The sequence below is a fragment of the Streptomyces sp. NPDC057099 genome (genome assembly GCF_042671245.1).
In the GTDB taxonomy this organism is placed as follows: Bacteria; Actinomycetota; Actinomycetes; order Streptomycetales; family Streptomycetaceae; genus Streptomyces; species Streptomyces purpurascens.
Genome location: NZ_JBHUTX010000048.1, coordinates 12,609 through 29,110, shown reverse-complemented (window position 1 = coordinate 29,110; position 16,502 = coordinate 12,609). Strand labels below are relative to the sequence as shown.

The window sequence follows — 16,502 nt, the reverse complement described above, 5'->3', positions numbered from 1 at the left end:
CTTAATGATCCTTGTGAGCGGCACCCGCGCGTGCGGCGCGCCACTCGGGCGCCAGCACCGACCAGACTTCGAGATCGTGCCTTACGCCACCGTAGGGGTGCGCCTCGCGTCGCACACCGTCGCGGGTCATGCCGAGGCGCCGGGCGACGTTCAGACTCGGCTGATTGCCCGAGGCGGCGACCCACTCGATCCGGTGAATGCCGCGCTCCTCGACCGCCCAGTCGATGAGGACGCGCATGGCCCGGGTGACCAGGCCGCGCCCCGTCCCGGCGGGCTCCAGCCAGCAGCCCACCTCGCAGTTGCCGCTCGCCGCGTCGAAGTTCAGGAACAGCACGCCGCCCACGAGCTTGCCGTTCAGCCACAGGCCGTGCAGCGAGCGCGTGTCGGCCGCGCGCATGTCGGCGTACCGCTGGAGCATGGCCCGCGCGGACTCCACGTCCGTCTCCTGCGAACCGAAGCCGATGAACTGCCCGATGAAGTCCCTGCCCCGCTCCAGGTGCGCGAAGAACTCTTCGGCGTGCCAGGGCTCGAGGGGCCTCAGTTCGGCGTCGTCACCCAGGGATATCGCGTACATCCCGCTGCCGCTCCTCCTCCGCCAGGACGTCCGCCACCTCGGCGTCCGTCGCGGCGGCCAGCCTCTCATGGGCGGCCCGGGCCTCGGGGGGTTCGATGCTGATCCGCGGCAGGCGTTTGTCGAGCCAGCGGGGCAGCCACCAGTTGGCGCCGCCGAGCATGTGCATGAGGGCGGGGACGAGGAGCGTCCGCAGGACGAAGGCGTCCAGGGCGACGGCGGCGGCCAGGGCGATGCCGAACATGGCGATCACCCGGTCGCCGCTGAGGACGAAGGCCAGGAAGACCGAGATCATGATGACCGCCGCCGAGTTGATCACCCGGCTGGTCTCGGCGAGGCCGACGCGCACGGCTCGCCGGTTGTCGCCGGTCTCCAGCCACTCCTCGTACATCCGGCTGACCAGGAACACCTGGTAGTCCATGGAGAGGCCGAAGAGCACCGAGACCATGATCACGGGCAGGAAGGGCTCGATGGGGCCCGCGCTGCCGAGGCCGAGGAGTTCGCTGCCCCAGCCCCACTGGAACATCGCGACCACCACCCCGAAGGCGGAGGCCACGGCGGCGACGTTCATCGCGGCGGCCTTCAGCGGGATGCCGATGGACCGGAAGGCGAGCAGGAGCAGCAGACAGCCCAGGCCGATCACGACCCCGACGAAGACGGGCAGCTTGGAGACGATGACGTCGGCGAAATCGTCGTAGCCGGCCGTCATGCCGCCGACCTGCACATCGAGCGAGGTGCCCGCCTCGGCGCGCGGCAGCACCTCGCCGCGCAGCCGGTCGACGAGGTCGCTGGTCTGCTTCGACTGGGGCGAGGACTCCGGTACGACGGTCAGGTACGCGGTGTGACCACCGGAGTCGAAGATCACCGGGGTGACCGAGGCGACGCCGTCGGTGGCGCGGAGGGTGCCGTCGAGGTTGTCCAGGGCGAGCTTGTCGTCGGCTCCGTCGACGTTCGTGACGAGGGTGAGCGGGCCGTTCACGCCGGGCCCGAACCCGTCGGCGAGCAGGTCGTAGGCCTGCCGGGTGGTGGCCGCCTTGGGGTCGTTGCCCTGGTCGGAGGTGCCCAGGTGCAGGGAGAACGTGGGCAGCGCGAGGACGGCCATGACGACGAGGGCGACCCCGCCGAGCACCTTGGGGCGGCGCTCCACGAACGCCGACCAGCGGGCGGCGAAGCCGGTGGGCAGTTCCGGTTCGGGCCCGTGCTCGGCCAGGCGGCGGCGTTCTCGGCGGCTCAGCGCGCGTGTGCCGATGAAGGACAGCAGGGCGGGCAGCAGCGTCACGGAGGCCGCCACGGTGAGGACCACGGTCAGGCTGGCCGCGATGGCGACGCCGTTGAGGAAGCTCAGCCGCAGGATCAGCATGCCGAGCAGGGCGATGCAAACGGTGGCACCCGCGAAGACGACCGCCCGTCCCGTGGTGGCGACGGCGTTCGTGGCCGCCTCGGTGACCGACAGACCGCGTTTCAGCCCGCGCCGGTGCCGCGTCACGATGAACAGCGCGTAGTCGATCCCGACGCCGAGCCCGATCAGCATGCCGAGCATGGGGGCGAAGTCGGCGACGGTCATGGCGTGCCCGAGCAGCACGATCCCGGCGTAGGCGGTGCCGACGCCGACCAGTGCGGTGGCGATGGGCAGCAGGGAGGCGGCGAGCGAGCCGAAGGCGAGGAACAGCACGACCGCGGCGACGACCACGCCGACGATCTCGGCGATGTGCCCGCCGGAGGACTGGGTGAGGGCGACGGCGCTGCCGCCAAGCTCCACCTGGAGCCCGTCGGTCTCCGCGCTCTTCGCGGTGTCGACGACGGCCTTCGCCTCGCCCTGGTCGATGTCCTCGGCCCGGTCGTCGAAGGTGACCGTGGCGTACGCGGTACGGGCGTCCTCGCTGACGCGGCCGGTGCCCGGCCCGTCGTAGGGGCTGGTCACGGAGGCCACGCCGGGCAGGTTCTCGATCCGGTCCAGGGTGCGGGTCATCGTCTGCTCGACGTCGGCGGAGCGGACGGTGCCGGACGTGGTGTGCCAGACGACGGTGTCGCTGTCGCCGCCGAGCTTCGGGAAGCCCTCGTGCAGCAGCTCGGTGGCGCGGCCCGACTCGGTGCCGGGGACCTGGTAGTCGTTCGAGTACGCGGAGCCGGCGACGGCGGCGCCCGCGGCCACCCCCGCGCAGGCGAGGAGCCACAGCAGAACGGTGACCAGACGGCGTTGGACACACCAGCGTGCTAGGGCTGCCACGAGACGTGCTCCCAGGGTGACTTTTTGTGGATCTTTGACCGGGAGCAGTCGTCCATGACCTGAACATCCAGCAAAGAACGCATGAGCAATGCGCAGCCACTCTTACAGGCGCACGAGATCGTTTGTCGCTTTCGTGGGCTTATTCACAACGGCCGGGCCTCAGTCGAACTGGTCCCCCAGCGCCATCACCATCGTCCCCGCGATCAGCAGCCACAGGGCCCGTCGGGTGCGTCCCCGGGAGCCCAGCACGGCGGCGCCGGCGCACACGACGGCCCCGCAGGCGTACGCCGCCGGGACGAGCGCCGGGGCGGCGGGGCGAGTGAGGCGGAGCAGCGCCGCGGCCAGGCCGGCGAGGGTCAGCAGGGCCCCGGTCCCGGCGGCGGTCCAGCGGGCCCGCCGGGCGTCCTCGTCCGGCTCGTCGTCGTCCGGGTCGTCGTCTTCTTCGTCGTCGCCATCGTCATCGTCATCGTCATCGTCCGGATCGTCGGCGTCCGGATCATCGGCGGAGGCGTCGGCCGGATCGTCCGCGCTGTCGTCCGGCTCGTCGTCGGGCTCCTCGTCCTGGTCGGCCTTCTGGTCGGCTTCCTGAACGGCGGCCGTCTCCGAGTCCGCTATCTCTGGTTCGGTGTCGGAATCAGCGCGTCCATTCATGGGCGAGACGGTAGCGCGTCGTGAACGAAAATCGGGTGCGGGGTCGTGCGGCCCCCTGTTAGCGTCCGCCGGTCCGAGGAAACGCCCGCGGCAGCCCGCCGCCCGGCCGAAGCAGGTGCATTGTTTGACGGTCCGACCGAGCTCCTACGCATCCCATTTCCTCCTCAAGGACTCAAGGAGCCCGTTCACCGATGTCGGACATCATTTCGCGGACCCCGAACGACCCCCTCTCTGACCGCACCGACCACCCCCGCTACCCGCGCAGCAACCGCTACGACGCCCGCTGGACCATCGACAACCAGATGGGCCCGCACGCGCTCTGGCTGCTGGAGTGGCTGGCCCCGGCCCTGGGGCTCGACACCCTGAGCCCCGGCTCCCGCGTGCTCGACCTGGGCTGCGGACGCGCCATGACGTCGATCTTCCTCGCCAAGGAGTACGACGTTCAGGTCACCGCCGCCGACCTGTGGGTCAAGCCCGGCGAGAACGCGCCGCGCATCGCCGAGGCGGGCGTGGCCGACCGTGTCCTGCCCGTGCTCGCCGAGGCGCACGACCTGCCGTTCGGCGAGGGCACCTTCGACGCGATCGTCTCCGTCGACGCCTACCAGTACTTCGGCACGAACGACCTGTACCTGCCCGAACTGACGCGGCTGCTGAAGCCCGGCGGGCGGATCGGTGTCGTCGTACCGGCGCTGCGCGAGGAGATCGACGGCGTCGAGCCGCCGGAGCACCTCAAGCCATTCTGGGAGCCCGGATTCTGGTGCTTCCACACCGCCGCCTGGTGGCGACGCCACTGGACCCGCAGCGGGGCCGTGGAGGTCGAGACGGCCGACTGGCTCGAGGACGGCTGGCGCGACTGGCTGCGCTGGTGCGAGGTCGTCGCCGACGAGCACACGGACGACTGGCACATCCGGATGGCCGGCCAGTGCGCCGAGATGCTGCGGCTCGACCAGGGCGGCACGCTGGGCTTCGTCCGGGTCGTCGGGCGCAAGCCGTAGAACACGCGCAGGGGGGATGCACCGGGTCCGGTGCATCCCCCCTGTGGGGTCCGCGAAGGTCAGCCCTCGCTGACGCCCAGCTTCTCCAGGATCAGCTCCTTGACGCGAGCCGCGTCGGCCTGGCCCCGGGTCGCCTTCATGACCGCGCCGACCAGGGCGCCGGCCGCGGCCACCTTGCCGCCGCGGATCTTGTCCGCGACGCCCGGGTTGCCCGCGATGGCCTCCTCGACGGCCGCCGTCAGCGCGCCCTCGTCGGAGACGACCTTCAGACCGCGCTTGTCGACGACCTCGTCCGGGGTGCCCTCTCCGGCGAGGACGCCCTCGATGACCTGGCGGGCCAGCTTGTCGTTCAGGTCGCCCTTCGCCACCAGCTCGGTGACCCGGGCGACCTGCTCCGGCGTGATCGCCAGCTCGTCGAGCGCCTTGCCCGACTCGTTGGCGCTGCGGGCCAGCTCGCCCATCCACCACTTGCGGGCGGATGCGGCGTCGGCCCCGGCCTCGATGGTGGCGACGATCGGCTCCAGCGCACCGGCGTTGAGGATCGCCTGCATGTCGACGGCCGAGACGCCCCACTCCTCACGGAGCCGGCTGCGGCGGACCAGCGGCAGCTCGGGCAGTTCGCCCCGCAGTTCCTCGACCCACGCGCGCGACGGGGCCACGGGCACCAGGTCGGGCTCCGGGAAGTACCGGTAGTCCTCGGCCTCCTCCTTCACACGGCCCGAGGTCGTCGACCCCGTGTCCTCGTGGAAGTGCCGGGTCTCCTGGATGATCGTGCCGCCGCTGCTGAGGACCGCCGCGTGCCGCTGGATCTCGAAGCGGGCCGCGCGCTCCACGGACCGCAGGGAGTTGACGTTCTTGGTCTCCGAGCGGGTGCCGAACTTCTCGGTGCCGTTCGGGCGCAGCGACAGGTTCACGTCGCAGCGCATCTGGCCCATTTCCATCCGGGCCTCGGAGACGCCGAGCGCCTTGATGAGCTCGCGCAGCTCACGGACGTAGGCCCGCGCGACCTCGGGGGCACGCTCGCCCGCGCCCTCGATCGGCTTGGTGACGATCTCGATGAGCGGGATGCCGGCGCGGTTGTAGTCGAGCAGGGAGTGGGACGCGCCGTGGATACGGCCGGTGGCGCCGCCGACGTGCGTCGACTTGCCGGTGTCCTCCTCCATGTGGGCGCGCTCGATGTCCACGCGGAAGGTCTCGCCGTCCTCCAGCTGTACGTCGAGGTAGCCGTTGAAGGCGATCGGCTCGTCGTACTGGGAGGTCTGGAAGTTCTTCGGCATGTCCGGATAGAAGTAGTTCTTCCGGGCGAAGCGGCACCACTCGGCGATCTCGCAGTTCAGCGCGAGGCCGATCTTGATCGCGGACTCGACGCCGGTCGCGTTGACGACCGGGAGCGCGCCGGGCAGGCCGAGACAGACCGGGCAGGTCTGCGTGTTGGCGTCCTGGCCGAGTTCGGTCGAACAGCCGCAGAACATCTTGGTCTTGGTGCCGAGTTCGACATGGACCTCGAGGCCCATGACGGGGTCGTACGACGCGAGTGCTTCCTCGTACGACGCCAGGTCGGTCGTGGTGGTCACGGTGAAACTTCCCTCTCAGCCCAGCAGGACGTCGTCGTCGCCCAGCCGCTTCAGCTCGCGGTAGAGGATGGCGAGGCCGGTGACGATGGCGACGGCGGACACGGTGGCGTCGATCAGGACCAGCGTGTCCTGCTCGGCGCGGGCCTTCTTCAGCCGCTTGGCGACGCCGATCGCGCCGAACGCGGTCCCGGCCATGGACAGGTACGTGCCGGACTTGGACTTCTTGAAGCCCTTGGCCTTGGTCAGTGCACTCACAGCGACGGAGCCTCCTCGATCAGCGGATGGCCCCACTTTTCCACGAAGGCGGCCTCTACGGCGGCTCCCACCTTGTACAGGCGGTCGTCCTTCATGACGGGGGCGATGATCTGCAGGCCGACCGGGAGGTTGTCCTCCGGGGCGAGACCGCACGGCAGCGACATGGCCGCGTTGCCCGCCAGGTTGGTCGGGATGGTGCACAGGTCGGCGAGGTACATCGCCATCGGGTCGTCGGCGCGCTCGCCGATCGCGAAGGCGGTGGTCGGGGTCGTCGGCGAGACGATGACGTCGACCTGCTCGAACGCCTTGTCGAAGTCCTGCTTGATGAGCGTGCGGACCTTCTGGGCGCTGCCGTAGTACGCGTCGTAGTAGCCGCTCGACAGGGCGTACGTGCCGAGCATGATGCGGCGCTTGACCTCGGGGCCGAAGCCGGCCTCTCGGGTGAGGGAGGTGACCTCCTCGGCGGAGTGCGTGCCGTCGTCGCCGGTCCGGCGGCCGTAGCGCAGGCCGTCGAAGCGGGCGAGGTTGGAGGAGCACTCGGACGGCGCGATCAGGTAGTACGCCGACAGCGCGAGGTCGAAGGACGGGCAGTCCAGCTCGACGATCTCGGCGCCCAGCTCCTTCAGCAGCGCGACGGACTCGTCGAACCGCTGGATGACGCCGGCCTGGTAGCCCTCGCCGCGGAACTGCTTGACGACGCCGACGCGCATGCCCTCGACGCTGCCGTTGCGGGCGGCCTCGACGACCGCCGGGACGGGCTCGTCGATGGAGGTCGAGTCGAGCGGGTCGTGCCCGGCGATGACCTCGTGCAGCAGGGCCGCGTCCAGGACCGTGCGGGCGCAGGGCCCGCCCTGGTCGAGGGAGGAGGAGAAGGCGACCATGCCGTACCGGGACACCCCGCCGTACGTCGGCTTCACACCGACCGTGCCGGTGACGGCGGCGGGCTGGCGGATGGAGCCGCCGGTGTCGGTGCCGATGGCGAGCGGGGCCTGGAAGGAGGCGAGCGCGGCGGACGAACCGCCACCGGAGCCGCCGGGGATCTTGGTGAGGTCCCAGGGGTTGCCGGTCGGGCCGTAGGCGCTGTTCTCGGTGGAGGACCCCATGGCGAACTCGTCCATGTTGGTCTTGCCGAGAATGACGACGTCGGCGGCCTTCAGGCGCTGGGTGACGGTCGCGTCGTACGGCGGGATCCAGCCCTCGAGGATCTTCGAGCCGACCGTGGTCGGCACGCCCTCGGTGGTGAAGATGTCCTTCAGCGCGAGCGGGACGCCGGCCAGCGGGCCGAGCTTCTCGCCCTTGGCGCGCTTCTCGTCGACGGCACGGGCCTGGGCGAGGGCGCCCTCGCGGTCGACGTGCAGGAAGGCGTGCACCTTCTCGTCGACGGCCTCGATGCGGGCGAGGTGGGCCTCGGTGACCTGGACGGCCGTGAGCTCGCCGGAGGCGATCTTCGCGGCGGTCTCGGCGGCCGTGAGCTTGATGATGTCCGTCATGACTTCTAGTCCTCCCCCAGGATCTGCGGCACCTTGAAACGCTGCTGCTCCTGGGCCGGGGCGCCGGAGAGCGCCTGCTCGGGGGTGAGCGACGGACGGACCTCGTCCACGCGCATGACGTTCGTCAGCGGGAGCGGGTGCGAGGTCGGCGGTACGTCTTGGTCGGCGACCTCGCTGACGCGGGCGACCGCGCCGATGATGTCGTCCAGCTGTCCCGCGAAGTGGTCGAGCTCTTCGGGCTTCAGCTCCAGACGCGCCAGCCGGGCGAGGTGGGCGACCTCCTCGCGCGTGATGCCAGGCATGCAGCGATCCTCTGGGGTGGTGAGTGAGTGTGGTTTGGCCCAATCCTATGGGTCGGGGGGCCATGCCCGTGAAACGGTTTCGCGGGCAGCCGCGCCCCGGCCCCGCCGGGGCGCTTCAGGTACGGAACCTAGCCGACCCGGCCCGAGTCGTCCGCCGTCGCCGCCGGCAGGGCGGCGCGGGGCCGCTGCCAGCCGCGGGAGCCCCGGGCGCGGAGCCAGGCCGTCGTCTCGTCGGGGGGCATCGCGGCGGCGACCAGCCAGCCCTGGACGGCGTCGCAGCCGAGGTCGCGCAGCCGCTCCCAGGTCTCGTCGTCCTCGACGCCCTCGGCGACGACGAGCAGGCCGAGGGAGTGCGCGAGGTCGACGGTGCAGCGCACGATCTCCGCGTCCTCGGTGTCGACCGCGAGCCGCGCCACGAACGAGCGGTCGATCTTCAGTTCGCTGACCGGGAGCCGGCGCAGGTGCACGAGCGAGGAGTACCCCGTGCCGAAGTCGTCCAGGGACATCTTCACGCCGTGCCCGGTCAGCGCGTTGAGGGTGTCGGCGGCGCGCTGCGGGTCCTCCAGGAGGACGTGTTCCGTTATCTCCAGTTGGAGCGCTCCCGCGGGCACGCCGTGCCGGGCCAGCCGGGCGGCGACGGAGCCCGCGAAGCCGGCGCTGTGCACGTCACGCGGGGAGACGTTCACCGCGACCGGGACGAACAGGCCCTGGGAGCGCCAGCGCGCGACCTGGCCGAGCGCGGCCTCCAGGACGTACTCGGTGAGGTGGGGCATCAGGCCCGAGGACTCGGCGATCGCTATGAACTCGTCCGGCGGCACCTTGCCCCGCTCGGGGTGCACCCAGCGGACCAGGGCCTCCAGGCCCACGACCTGTCCGTCGAAGCGGACCTTCGGCTGGTAGTGCAGATGCACTTCGTTGGCTTCGAGGGCGCGGCGCAGATCGCCCAGCAGACCGAGCCGGTCGGGGGTGTTGGAGTCGCGCTTGGACTCGTAGACCTCTACGCCCGTACGGTCCCGCTTCGCCTGGTACATCGCCACGTCCGCCCGCCGCAGCAGCCCTTCGGCGTCCAGGGCGTGGTCGGGGAAGACGGCGACTCCGGCGCTGGCCTCCAGGACGAGGGTGAGGCCGTCCAGGTCGAGGGGGGAGCTGAGTGCGGCGACCAGGCCCCGGGCGACCCGGGTCGCGGACGTCGTGGAGTCGGCGACGGGCAGTAAGACGGCGAATTCGTCCCCGCCGAGCCGGGCGGCCTCGGCCCCGCGCGGCAGCGCCACCCGCAGCCGGTCGGCGATCTGCAGCAGCAGCCGGTCGCCGGCGAGATGACCCAGCGTGTCGTTGACCGACCGGAAGCGGTCGAGGTCGATCAGCATCAGGGCGGCGCGGGCGTCGATCCGCTCGGCGTCGTCCAGCGCGGTCCAGATGCGCTCCAGCAGCCACTGGCGGTTGGGCAGCCCGGTGAGCGGGTCGCGCAGCTGCTCCTCGGCCCGGGCCCGGGCTATCCACAGGGTGGAGTCCAGGGCGATGAGGGGGATGGAGAACAGGGGAAGCAGGATCGGCTTGGCCACGGCCACCACGCAGACCAGCGGCGCGATCCCCAGCAGCGCGACCGCGACCAGCCCTTGTCTGACCAGGGCGGTGCGGGCGACCGTGGGCAGTCCGGGGCGCGGGGCGTGCAGATACCAGAGCAGGACGCGGGTGACCATCAGGTAGGCGGCGGCGACCAGCGCCACCTGGGGGCCGGTGGCGAGTGTCCAGGCGTCGGGCCGCGCGGGCGACTCGACGGTCGGCACGGTCCCGAACGCGGCGAGCACCAGGGCGCCGGCGCCGATGCCGAGGAGGTCGACCGCCCCGTGCAGCACGCCCTGGCGCCAGCGGTTGCGGCGGGCCACGCCGACCAGCACGACGACCGTGAGGCTGACCATGCCGGCCGGTACCCAGCCGTAGAGCAGCAGCACGGCGAGGGTGAGGGCGGCGCCCGAGCCGGTGCCGCCCCACCAGCGGGAGCGGCCGAGCATGACGAGATGGCCGACGATGATGCCGGTCAGCACGGCCAGCGCCCAGCCGGCCGTGCCGGACGGGAAGAGCGCGTGGCCGCCGGTGAAGGCGCGGTAGAAGCCGGCGCCCAGGACGAACCCGGCCGCCGCGACGATCCCCGCGGGCAGCGCGGGCCAGGACTGGTGCCGTTCGCCGTCCGTGTCCTCGCCGGTCAGTCCTGGGGTGTGCTCGGTGACCGGCTGTGCGGCGCCGCGGCCGTCCGCCGCGGCGCGCCCTCCGACGGCACGTCCGTCCGCGGTGTACTGTCCGACGGCGCGCACCTCCGCACCCGGACGCCCCGCCGGCCGTCCGGCCCCACGAACTGCGCGCCATACGACCGCCAGGCGGCTGAGGCGCAGCCGTGAGCCCGGCACGGCGCTCTCGGTCGGTTCCATTCCCGTCCCTCTCACAGCCGGCGGTGCCCACGCCCCGCGGCCCGGTGCCCGACAACCCTCGACGGTCCGCGTTGGAAACCCTTCCCCGCGCTCTGTGCGAGCACGAAGATGCCCCGACCGCAGCTGGGCACGGCAGGCGCACATCTCAACAGTAGGCCGCAGAAGGCTTCCACGGGCAGCGGTCGCGGACGGTTGCCCGAATGCGCCCCGGCCACCCGTATGCATCTGGTATGCGCCGAACGGGTGGCCTTCAACCGCTACTCCTCGGCCGAAAGCGCGAGTTCGGCCGCCGCGTCGGATCCCTGCTCCAGCAGGACGCCGAAACCCTCCTCGTTCAGGACCGGCACCTTCATCTGCATCGCCTTGTCGTACTTCGATCCTGGGCTGTCACCCACAACGACGAATGACGTCTTCTTCGAAACCGACCCGGTCACCTTCGCTCCGCGGCTCTGCAGCGCCTCCTTGGCGCCGTCCCGCGTGAAGTGTTCGAGGGTGCCGGTGACGACGACGGTGAGCCCTTCGAGCGGGCGCGGCCCCTCGTCCTCGCCGGTGCTCTCCTCCTCCATGCGGACACCGGCGGCCGCCCACTTACGGATGATTTCGCGGTGCCAGTCCTCGGCGAACCACTGCTTGAGGGAGGCGGCGATGGTCGAACCGACGCCCTCGGTGACCGCCAGTTCCTCCTCCGTGGCCTGGTCGATGCGCTCGATCGAGCGGAACTCCCTGGCCAGCGCCTCGGCCGCGACCGGTCCGACGTGACGGATCGACAGGCTGGTGAGGACGCGGGCGAGCGGACGCTGCTTGGCCGCCGCGATGTTCTCCAGCATGGCGAGCGCGTTCTTTCGGGGGTTGCCCTCCTGGTTGGCGAAGATCGTGGCGACCTTCTCCTCGCCGGTCTTGGGGTCGCGCTTGGGCAGGCCGCTGTCCGAGTCGAGGACGTACGCCTTGATGGGCAGCAGCTGTTCGATGGTGAGGTCGAACAGGTCGCCCTCGTCGACCAGCGGGGGGTCCTTCGGCTCCAGCGGCGCGGTGAGGGCCGCCGCCGCCACATAGCCGAAGTGCTCGATGTCCAGCGCCTTGCGGCCCGCGAGGTAGAACAGGCGCTCGCGCAACTGGGCCGGGCAGGTGCGGGCGTTCGGGCAGCGCAGGTCGACGTCGCCCTCCTTCATCGGCCGCAGCGCCGTACCGCACTCGGGGCACTCGCTCGGCATCACGAACTCTTGCTCGCTGCCGTCGCGCAGGTCGGCGACCGGCCCGAGGATCTCGGGGATGACGTCACCGGCCTTGCGCAGCACCACGGTGTCGCCGATGAGGACGCCCTTGGCCTTGACCACGTCCTGGTTGTGCAGGGTGGCGAACTCGACCTCGGAGCCCGCGACCGTGACCGGCTCGACCTGCGCGTACGGCGTGACCCGGCCCGTACGGCCCACGCCCACGCGGATGTTGATGAGCTTGGTGTTGACCTCCTCCGGCGCGTACTTGTACGCGATGGCCCAGCGCGGCGCGCGCGAGGTGGAGCCGAGGCGGCCCTGGAGCGGGATCTGGTCGAGCTTGACGACGACGCCGTCGATCTCCCACTCCACGGAGTGGCGGTTCTCGCCGAAGTACGCGATGAACTCCCGGATGCCGTCGAGGCCGTCGACCACGCGATTGTGGCCGGAAACCGGCAGGCCCCAGGTCTTCAGCAGGTCGTAGGCCTGGGAGAGGCGGGTCAGGCCGGTGAAGCCCTCAAGAGCGCCGATGCCGTGGACCACCATGTGCAGGGGGCGGGTGGCGGTGACGCGCGGGTCCTTCTGGCGCAGTGAACCGGCCGCCGCGTTGCGCGGGTTGGCGAAGGGCTTGTCGCCGGCCTCGACCAGACGGGCGTTGAGTTCCTGGAACTTCTCCATCGGGAAGTAGACCTCGCCGCGGATCTCCACGAGGTCGGGAACGGAGTCGCCCTTGAGGCGCTCCGGGATCTCGGCGATCGTCCGGACGTTCGGTGTGATGTCCTCGCCGGTGCGGCCGTCGCCGCGGGTGGCCGCGCGGGTGAGACGGCCGTGCTCGTAGGTGAGGTTCACGGCGAGGCCGTCGACCTTCAGCTCGCACAGGAAGTGGTAGTCCTGCTCGCCCAGTTCCCTGGCGATGCGCTCCGTCCAGGCGGCCATCTCCTCGTCGTTGAACGTGTTGTCGAGGGAGAGCATGCGCTGGCGGTGCTCGACCGCCGTGAACTCCGTCTCGTACGACCCGGAGACCTTCTGGGTCGGCGAGTCCGGCGTGCGCAGTTCCGGATACTGCTCCTCCAGCGCCTCCAGGGAACGCAGCAGTTCATCGAACTCCGCGTCGCTGACGACGGGAGCGTCCTTCACGTAGTACCGGAAGCGGTGCTCCTCGATCTGCTCAGCGAGGCGCGCGTGCTTCTCCCGTGCCTCGGCGGGCACCGTCGTCGTCTCCGCTTGCTTGTCCCCGGCCACCGTGTCGTCCTCCCGTTACTCTGGGTTGTCCGCGAGAGATCTCGCCGCCTGGACGCAGTGGGCGAGAGCCGTGCGCGCGTACCCCGGGGAGGCCCCCGCGAGTCCGCACGCCGGGGTGACCGTGACCGCCTCCGCGAGAAGCCCCGGTGACAGCCCCAGCCTGCGCCACAGCGTCCTGACACCCATGACGCTACCGGCAGGGTCTGACAATGGACCCTCCGTGCCCGGGACGACACCGGTGAAGAGCCGGGTGCCGGCCTCCACCGCCTCGCCGATCGTGTCGTCGTCACGCTCGGTGAGCAGGGAGAAGTCGAAGGAGACGGCCGCCGCGCCCGCCCGGCGGAGCAGGGCGAACGGGACGTCCGGTGCGCAGGAGTGGACGACGACCGGGCCGTCGTGCACCCCCATGGCATCGCGGAGCGTGGCCTCGACGACCTGCCGGTCGACGGCCCGGTGGGTGCGGTAGCCGCTGGCGGACTTCACCTGGCCGCGCAGGACGGCCGTGAGGGACGGCTCGTCGAGCTGCAGGACGAGCTGCGCGCCCGGGATGCGCCGCCGCACCTCGTCGAAATGCAGACGCAGTCCCTCAGCGAGGGAAGCGGCGAGGTCGCGGCAGGCTCCGGGGTCGGAGAGGGCGACCTCGCCGCCTCGCAGCTCCAGGTTGGCGGCGAGAGTCCAGGGCCCGACGGCCTGGACCTTCAGCGGGCCCTCGTACTCCTGTGTGAACTCCTCCAGCGCGTCGAGGTCCTCGCCGAGCCAGGAGCGGGCCCGCTTGGTGTCCCGCCCGGGCCGGTCGCCGAGCCGCCAGCCGCTGGGCTCCACGCGCGCGTACAGCTCGACGAGCAGGCCCGCGGTCCGCCCGATCATGTCCGCTCCCGGTCCCCGGGCGGGCAGTTCGGGCAGGAAGGGGAAGTCCTCGAAGGTTCCGGTGGCGGTCTTGGCGGCTTCTCGGGCGTCGCCACCGGGCAGGGAGCCCACACCGGTGGCCGCGCCGAAGCTGAACTGGCTGTTTTCGCTCACCGGAGAAGCCTACGCAGCGGCTCCGCCGGGGTCAGTTCCCCGGTCGCACCGTCAGGTCGTTGACCTCGGCGTCCCTCGGCAGGTCCAGGGCCGTCAGGATCGTCGTGGCCACGGACTCCGGGTCGATCCACTTGGCGGCGTCGTACTCCTTGCCCTCCTGCTGGTGGACCTTGGCCTGCATGGGGCTTGCCGTGCGGCCGGGGTAGACCGAGGTGACACGGACGCCGCCCGCGTGCTCCTCGTGGCGCAGGGAGTCGGCGAGGGCCTTCAGGCCGTGCTTGGAGGCGGCGTACGCGGACCAGCCGGCGTGGGCGTTGAGTCCGGCGCCGGAGTTGACGAAGACCACGTGGCCCCGGGCGGCGCGCAGCTGGGGCAGGAAGTGCCGGGTCAGCTCGGCGGGGGCGACGAGGTTGACGTTGAGCTGGTGCCGCCAGGTCTTCGGGGTGAGGTCGCCGACCGGGCCGAGGTCGACGACCCCGGCGATGTGCAGCAGCGAGTCCACGCGGTCGGGCAGCGACTGGTGGGAGAAGGCCCAGGAGAGCTTGTCGGGGTCGGCCAGGTCGCCGACGAGGGTCTTCGCCCCCGGGAACTCGGCCGCCAGCTCCTTCGCACGGCCCGCGTCGCGCGCGTGCAGCACGAGGTCGTCCCCGCGCGCGTGCAGACGGCGGGCCACGGCCGCGCCGATGCCGGAGCCCGCTCCGGTGATCACATGAGTAGCCATGCCCGCCATGCTCGCATCAGCGCCGGGCCCCTCATCACTCGATGCCGCGGCTCTCCTCCAGGTACGCCAGGGCACCCACCGGCTCCTCCGCGAAGAAGACCAGGTCGGTGAGCGGGCGGGGCAGGAAGCCCTCGGCCTCCATGCGGCGGAACTGCTCCTTCAGACCGTCGTAGAAGCCCGCGGTGTTGAGCAGGACGACAGGCTTGTCCGTGTGGCCGTGCTTCTTCAGTTCCAGGATCTCGGTCGCCTCGTCGAGCGTGCCCGTGCCGCCGACCATGACGACCACGGCGTCGGCCTTCTCCAGGAGGAGCCTCTTGCGCTCGGCGAGGTCCTTGGCGACGACCATCTCGTCGACGCCCGGGCGGGCCTTCGCCGAGAGGAACTGCACGGAGACGCCGGTGAGCCGGCCGCCCGCCTCCTGGACCCCGTCGGCGACCACCTTCATGAGGCCGACGTCCGAGCCGCCCCACACCAGGGTGTGACCGCCCTTGCCCAGCAGGGTCGCGAATTCGCGTGCGGGGCGGGTGTAGCGCTCGTCGAGGTCGGCGGCGGAGAGGAAGACACAGATGTTCATGAGCCCACCGTACGGGCACGGTCGGGCGCCGCGGTGACCCGCATTTTGGACTGCCGGTGCGGGAGCTTCTCCCAGTCGTCCATGAACCGGGCCTCCAGGCCGTGCTTCGCGGCGAGTTCGGTCAGCGTCCGGGTCCGGTAGTAGAAGTCCTCGTGGAGCACCTGGTGCTCCACGCCCTCGGTGCGGTCGAACGTGAAGTCGAAGAAGCCGCCGGGTGCGAGGATCCGGCCGACATGGGCGAAGCACTCCTCTATGACGTGCAGCGGCGAGTGCGAGAAGACGCTGTGCGCGTGCACGACGTCGAAGTGCGCGTCGGGCAGGAAGGCGAAGGTGAGGTCGTCGGCGAGCGCCAGGTAGGGCATCTTGGGCTGGAGGCCCTCGGACACGAGGGTGTCCTGGGCGGCGAGCAGGATGTGCGGCGAGATGTCGATGCCGTAGTAGTGGCCGGCGTCGAGGTGGTCGATGAACAGGCGTCCGGCGCGCAGATTGCCGCAGCCGATCTCCAGCATCCGGTGCTGCGGCTGGAGGCCGTGCCCCACCAGGTAGTCGAACTGCATGCGCCCGATCCGCGTCCACGCCTCGCGGGAGGGGTTGTGCCCCACCGCCGCCTCCGCGCTGCGCGCCGCGTCGGAGGCCATGACGGCGCGGTAGTAGGAGATGTGGTCGCGGTACCGCAGCCGCAGCCAGGCGTCCCGCACCGTGCGCCGGGCGTGCGCGGGCACGCGCCCCGGGTGGCGCAGGGCGTACCTGACCTGGTGGGCCAGGGTGCTGCGGTTTCCGGATGGTTCCGTTGCTCGCATGGGGGCCTCCTGCGGCGAGGGAAGAACTCCGCTACAGCGTGCGCTGTAACGAGGGACTCGGCTACCCAAGGAGGGCGATCGTGACCAGAGGGCACCGCATCACCGTCGAACCGAGCGGCCGCCACGTGCGCGTGGTGCACGGCGGACAGATCCTGGCGGAGAGCGACCGGTCGCTGGTCCTGCGCGAGACGGGCTGTCCCGAGCGGTACTACATCCCGGCCGAGGACGTACGCCTGGACCTGCTGACACCGTCGGGCACTCACACACACTGCCCGTTCAAGGGGGACGCCTCCTACTGGTCGCTGCCGGGCGCGGCGGACCTCGTGTGGGCGTATCCGGATCCCAAGCCGGATGTCGCGGAGATCAAGGACCACCTGTGCTTCTACGAGGTGGAAGTGATGTGATCGGCTGACGCACGGCCCGCCTCACCGATGAACACCGTG

At 71.1% G+C, this 16,502-nt stretch carries 15 protein-coding genes; 2 read left to right on the top strand and 13 right to left on the bottom strand.

Going from position 1 to position 16,502, the window contains the following annotated elements:
- Position 1: 1 nt before the first annotated feature.
- The 3 genes from ACFT4A_RS35385 to ACFT4A_RS35375 form a co-directional block, all read right to left on the bottom strand.
- A complete protein-coding gene (locus ACFT4A_RS35385; RefSeq protein ID WP_382838762.1) occupies positions 2 to 574 on the bottom strand; it encodes a GNAT family N-acetyltransferase in 573 nt (190 codons plus the stop codon).
- Entirely contained in the window at positions 552 to 2,798 is a 2,247-nt protein-coding gene (locus ACFT4A_RS35380; protein WP_382838759.1) for an MMPL family transporter, read from the bottom strand. The genes ACFT4A_RS35385 and ACFT4A_RS35380 overlap by 23 nt, the downstream gene beginning before the upstream one ends.
- A gap of 159 nt (positions 2,799 to 2,957) precedes the next feature.
- A complete protein-coding gene (locus ACFT4A_RS35375; RefSeq protein ID WP_382838756.1) occupies positions 2,958 to 3,449 on the bottom strand; it encodes a hypothetical protein in 492 nt (163 codons plus the stop codon).
- A gap of 191 nt (positions 3,450 to 3,640) precedes the next feature.
- Between ACFT4A_RS35375 and ACFT4A_RS35370 the strand changes: the two genes are divergently transcribed.
- Positions 3,641 to 4,444 carry a methyltransferase domain-containing protein gene (locus ACFT4A_RS35370; RefSeq protein WP_382838754.1) on the top strand — a complete coding sequence of 268 codons (804 nt, stop codon included), beginning with the start codon at positions 3,641 to 3,643 and terminating at the stop codon, positions 4,442 to 4,444.
- A 59-nt stretch (positions 4,445 to 4,503) separates the two neighbouring features.
- Here the strand turns inward: ACFT4A_RS35370 and gatB are convergent, their stop codons facing one another.
- The 10 genes from gatB to ACFT4A_RS35320 form a co-directional block, all read right to left on the bottom strand.
- Positions 4,504 to 6,018 carry an Asp-tRNA(Asn)/Glu-tRNA(Gln) amidotransferase subunit GatB gene (gene gatB, locus ACFT4A_RS35365; RefSeq protein ID WP_382838751.1) on the bottom strand — a complete coding sequence of 505 codons (1,515 nt, stop codon included), beginning with the start codon at positions 6,016 to 6,018 and terminating at the stop codon, positions 4,504 to 4,506.
- Between the two features lie 15 nt (positions 6,019 to 6,033).
- Complete coding sequence (locus tag ACFT4A_RS35360) at positions 6,034 to 6,273, bottom strand: hypothetical protein (protein WP_215118383.1); 240 nt, start codon at positions 6,271 to 6,273, stop codon at positions 6,034 to 6,036.
- The gene (gene gatA / locus ACFT4A_RS35355) at positions 6,270 to 7,763 is read right to left on the bottom strand and encodes an Asp-tRNA(Asn)/Glu-tRNA(Gln) amidotransferase subunit GatA (protein WP_189727823.1); all 1,494 of its coding nucleotides are present in this window, start codon (positions 7,761 to 7,763) and stop codon (positions 6,270 to 6,272) included. The genes ACFT4A_RS35360 and gatA overlap by 4 nt, the downstream gene beginning before the upstream one ends.
- A 5-nt stretch (positions 7,764 to 7,768) precedes the next feature.
- On the bottom strand, positions 7,769 to 8,065 hold the full coding sequence (gene gatC, locus ACFT4A_RS35350) for an Asp-tRNA(Asn)/Glu-tRNA(Gln) amidotransferase subunit GatC (protein ID WP_095936815.1): 297 nt from the start codon (positions 8,063 to 8,065) through the stop codon (positions 7,769 to 7,771).
- A 128-nt stretch (positions 8,066 to 8,193) separates the two neighbouring features.
- Positions 8,194 to 10,491, bottom strand: a complete 2,298-nt coding sequence (locus ACFT4A_RS35345; RefSeq protein WP_382838747.1) for a putative bifunctional diguanylate cyclase/phosphodiesterase — start codon at positions 10,489 to 10,491, stop codon at positions 8,194 to 8,196.
- A 257-nt stretch (positions 10,492 to 10,748) separates the two neighbouring features.
- Positions 10,749 to 12,944: an NAD-dependent DNA ligase LigA gene (gene ligA, locus ACFT4A_RS35340; protein ID WP_382838745.1), complete on the bottom strand. Its 2,196-nt coding sequence runs from the start codon at positions 12,942 to 12,944 to the stop codon at positions 10,749 to 10,751.
- Positions 12,945 to 12,959: 15 nt separating this feature from the next.
- Positions 12,960 to 13,964 carry a methionine synthase gene (locus ACFT4A_RS35335; RefSeq protein WP_382838742.1) on the bottom strand — a complete coding sequence of 335 codons (1,005 nt, stop codon included), beginning with the start codon at positions 13,962 to 13,964 and terminating at the stop codon, positions 12,960 to 12,962.
- 31 nt (positions 13,965 to 13,995) lie between these two features.
- The gene (locus tag ACFT4A_RS35330; protein WP_382838740.1) at positions 13,996 to 14,694 is read right to left on the bottom strand and encodes an SDR family oxidoreductase; all 699 of its coding nucleotides are present in this window, start codon (positions 14,692 to 14,694) and stop codon (positions 13,996 to 13,998) included.
- A gap of 25 nt (positions 14,695 to 14,719) precedes the next feature.
- On the bottom strand, positions 14,720 to 15,259 hold the full coding sequence (locus ACFT4A_RS35325) for a TIGR00730 family Rossman fold protein (RefSeq protein ID WP_359896984.1): 540 nt from the start codon (positions 15,257 to 15,259) through the stop codon (positions 14,720 to 14,722).
- Entirely contained in the window at positions 15,256 to 16,059 is an 804-nt protein-coding gene (locus ACFT4A_RS35320; RefSeq protein ID WP_382838737.1) for a class I SAM-dependent methyltransferase, read from the bottom strand. The genes ACFT4A_RS35325 and ACFT4A_RS35320 overlap by 4 nt, the downstream gene beginning before the upstream one ends.
- Before the next feature lie 80 nt (positions 16,060 to 16,139).
- Between ACFT4A_RS35320 and ACFT4A_RS35315 the strand changes: the two genes are divergently transcribed.
- Entirely contained in the window at positions 16,140 to 16,463 is a 324-nt protein-coding gene (locus ACFT4A_RS35315; RefSeq protein ID WP_382838734.1) for a DUF427 domain-containing protein, read from the top strand.
- The last annotated feature ends 39 nt before the right edge of the window (positions 16,464 to 16,502 follow it).

What these genes read in the sequence shown, in the direction of transcription:
- ACFT4A_RS35385 (WP_382838762.1), bottom strand. Translation starts at nt 574, where the DNA reads ATGTACGCGATATCCCTGGGTGACGACGCCGAACTGAGGCCCCTCGAG.
- ACFT4A_RS35375 (WP_382838756.1), bottom strand. Translation starts at nt 3,449, where the DNA reads ATGAATGGACGCGCTGATTCCGACACCGAACCAGAGATAGCGGACTCG.
- ACFT4A_RS35370 (WP_382838754.1), top strand. Translation starts at nt 3,641, where the DNA reads ATGTCGGACATCATTTCGCGGACCCCGAACGACCCCCTCTCTGACCGC.
- gatA (WP_189727823.1), bottom strand. Translation starts at nt 7,763, where the DNA reads ATGACGGACATCATCAAGCTCACGGCCGCCGAGACCGCCGCGAAGATC.
- gatC (WP_095936815.1), bottom strand. Translation starts at nt 8,065, where the DNA reads ATGCCTGGCATCACGCGCGAGGAGGTCGCCCACCTCGCCCGGCTGGCG.
- ACFT4A_RS35345 (WP_382838747.1), bottom strand. Translation starts at nt 10,491, where the DNA reads ATGGAACCGACCGAGAGCGCCGTGCCGGGCTCACGGCTGCGCCTCAGC.
- ACFT4A_RS35330 (WP_382838740.1), bottom strand. Translation starts at nt 14,694, where the DNA reads ATGGCGGGCATGGCTACTCATGTGATCACCGGAGCGGGCTCCGGCATC.
- ACFT4A_RS35325 (WP_359896984.1), bottom strand. Translation starts at nt 15,259, where the DNA reads ATGAACATCTGTGTCTTCCTCTCCGCCGCCGACCTCGACGAGCGCTAC.
- ACFT4A_RS35320 (WP_382838737.1), bottom strand. Translation starts at nt 16,059, where the DNA reads ATGCGAGCAACGGAACCATCCGGAAACCGCAGCACCCTGGCCCACCAG.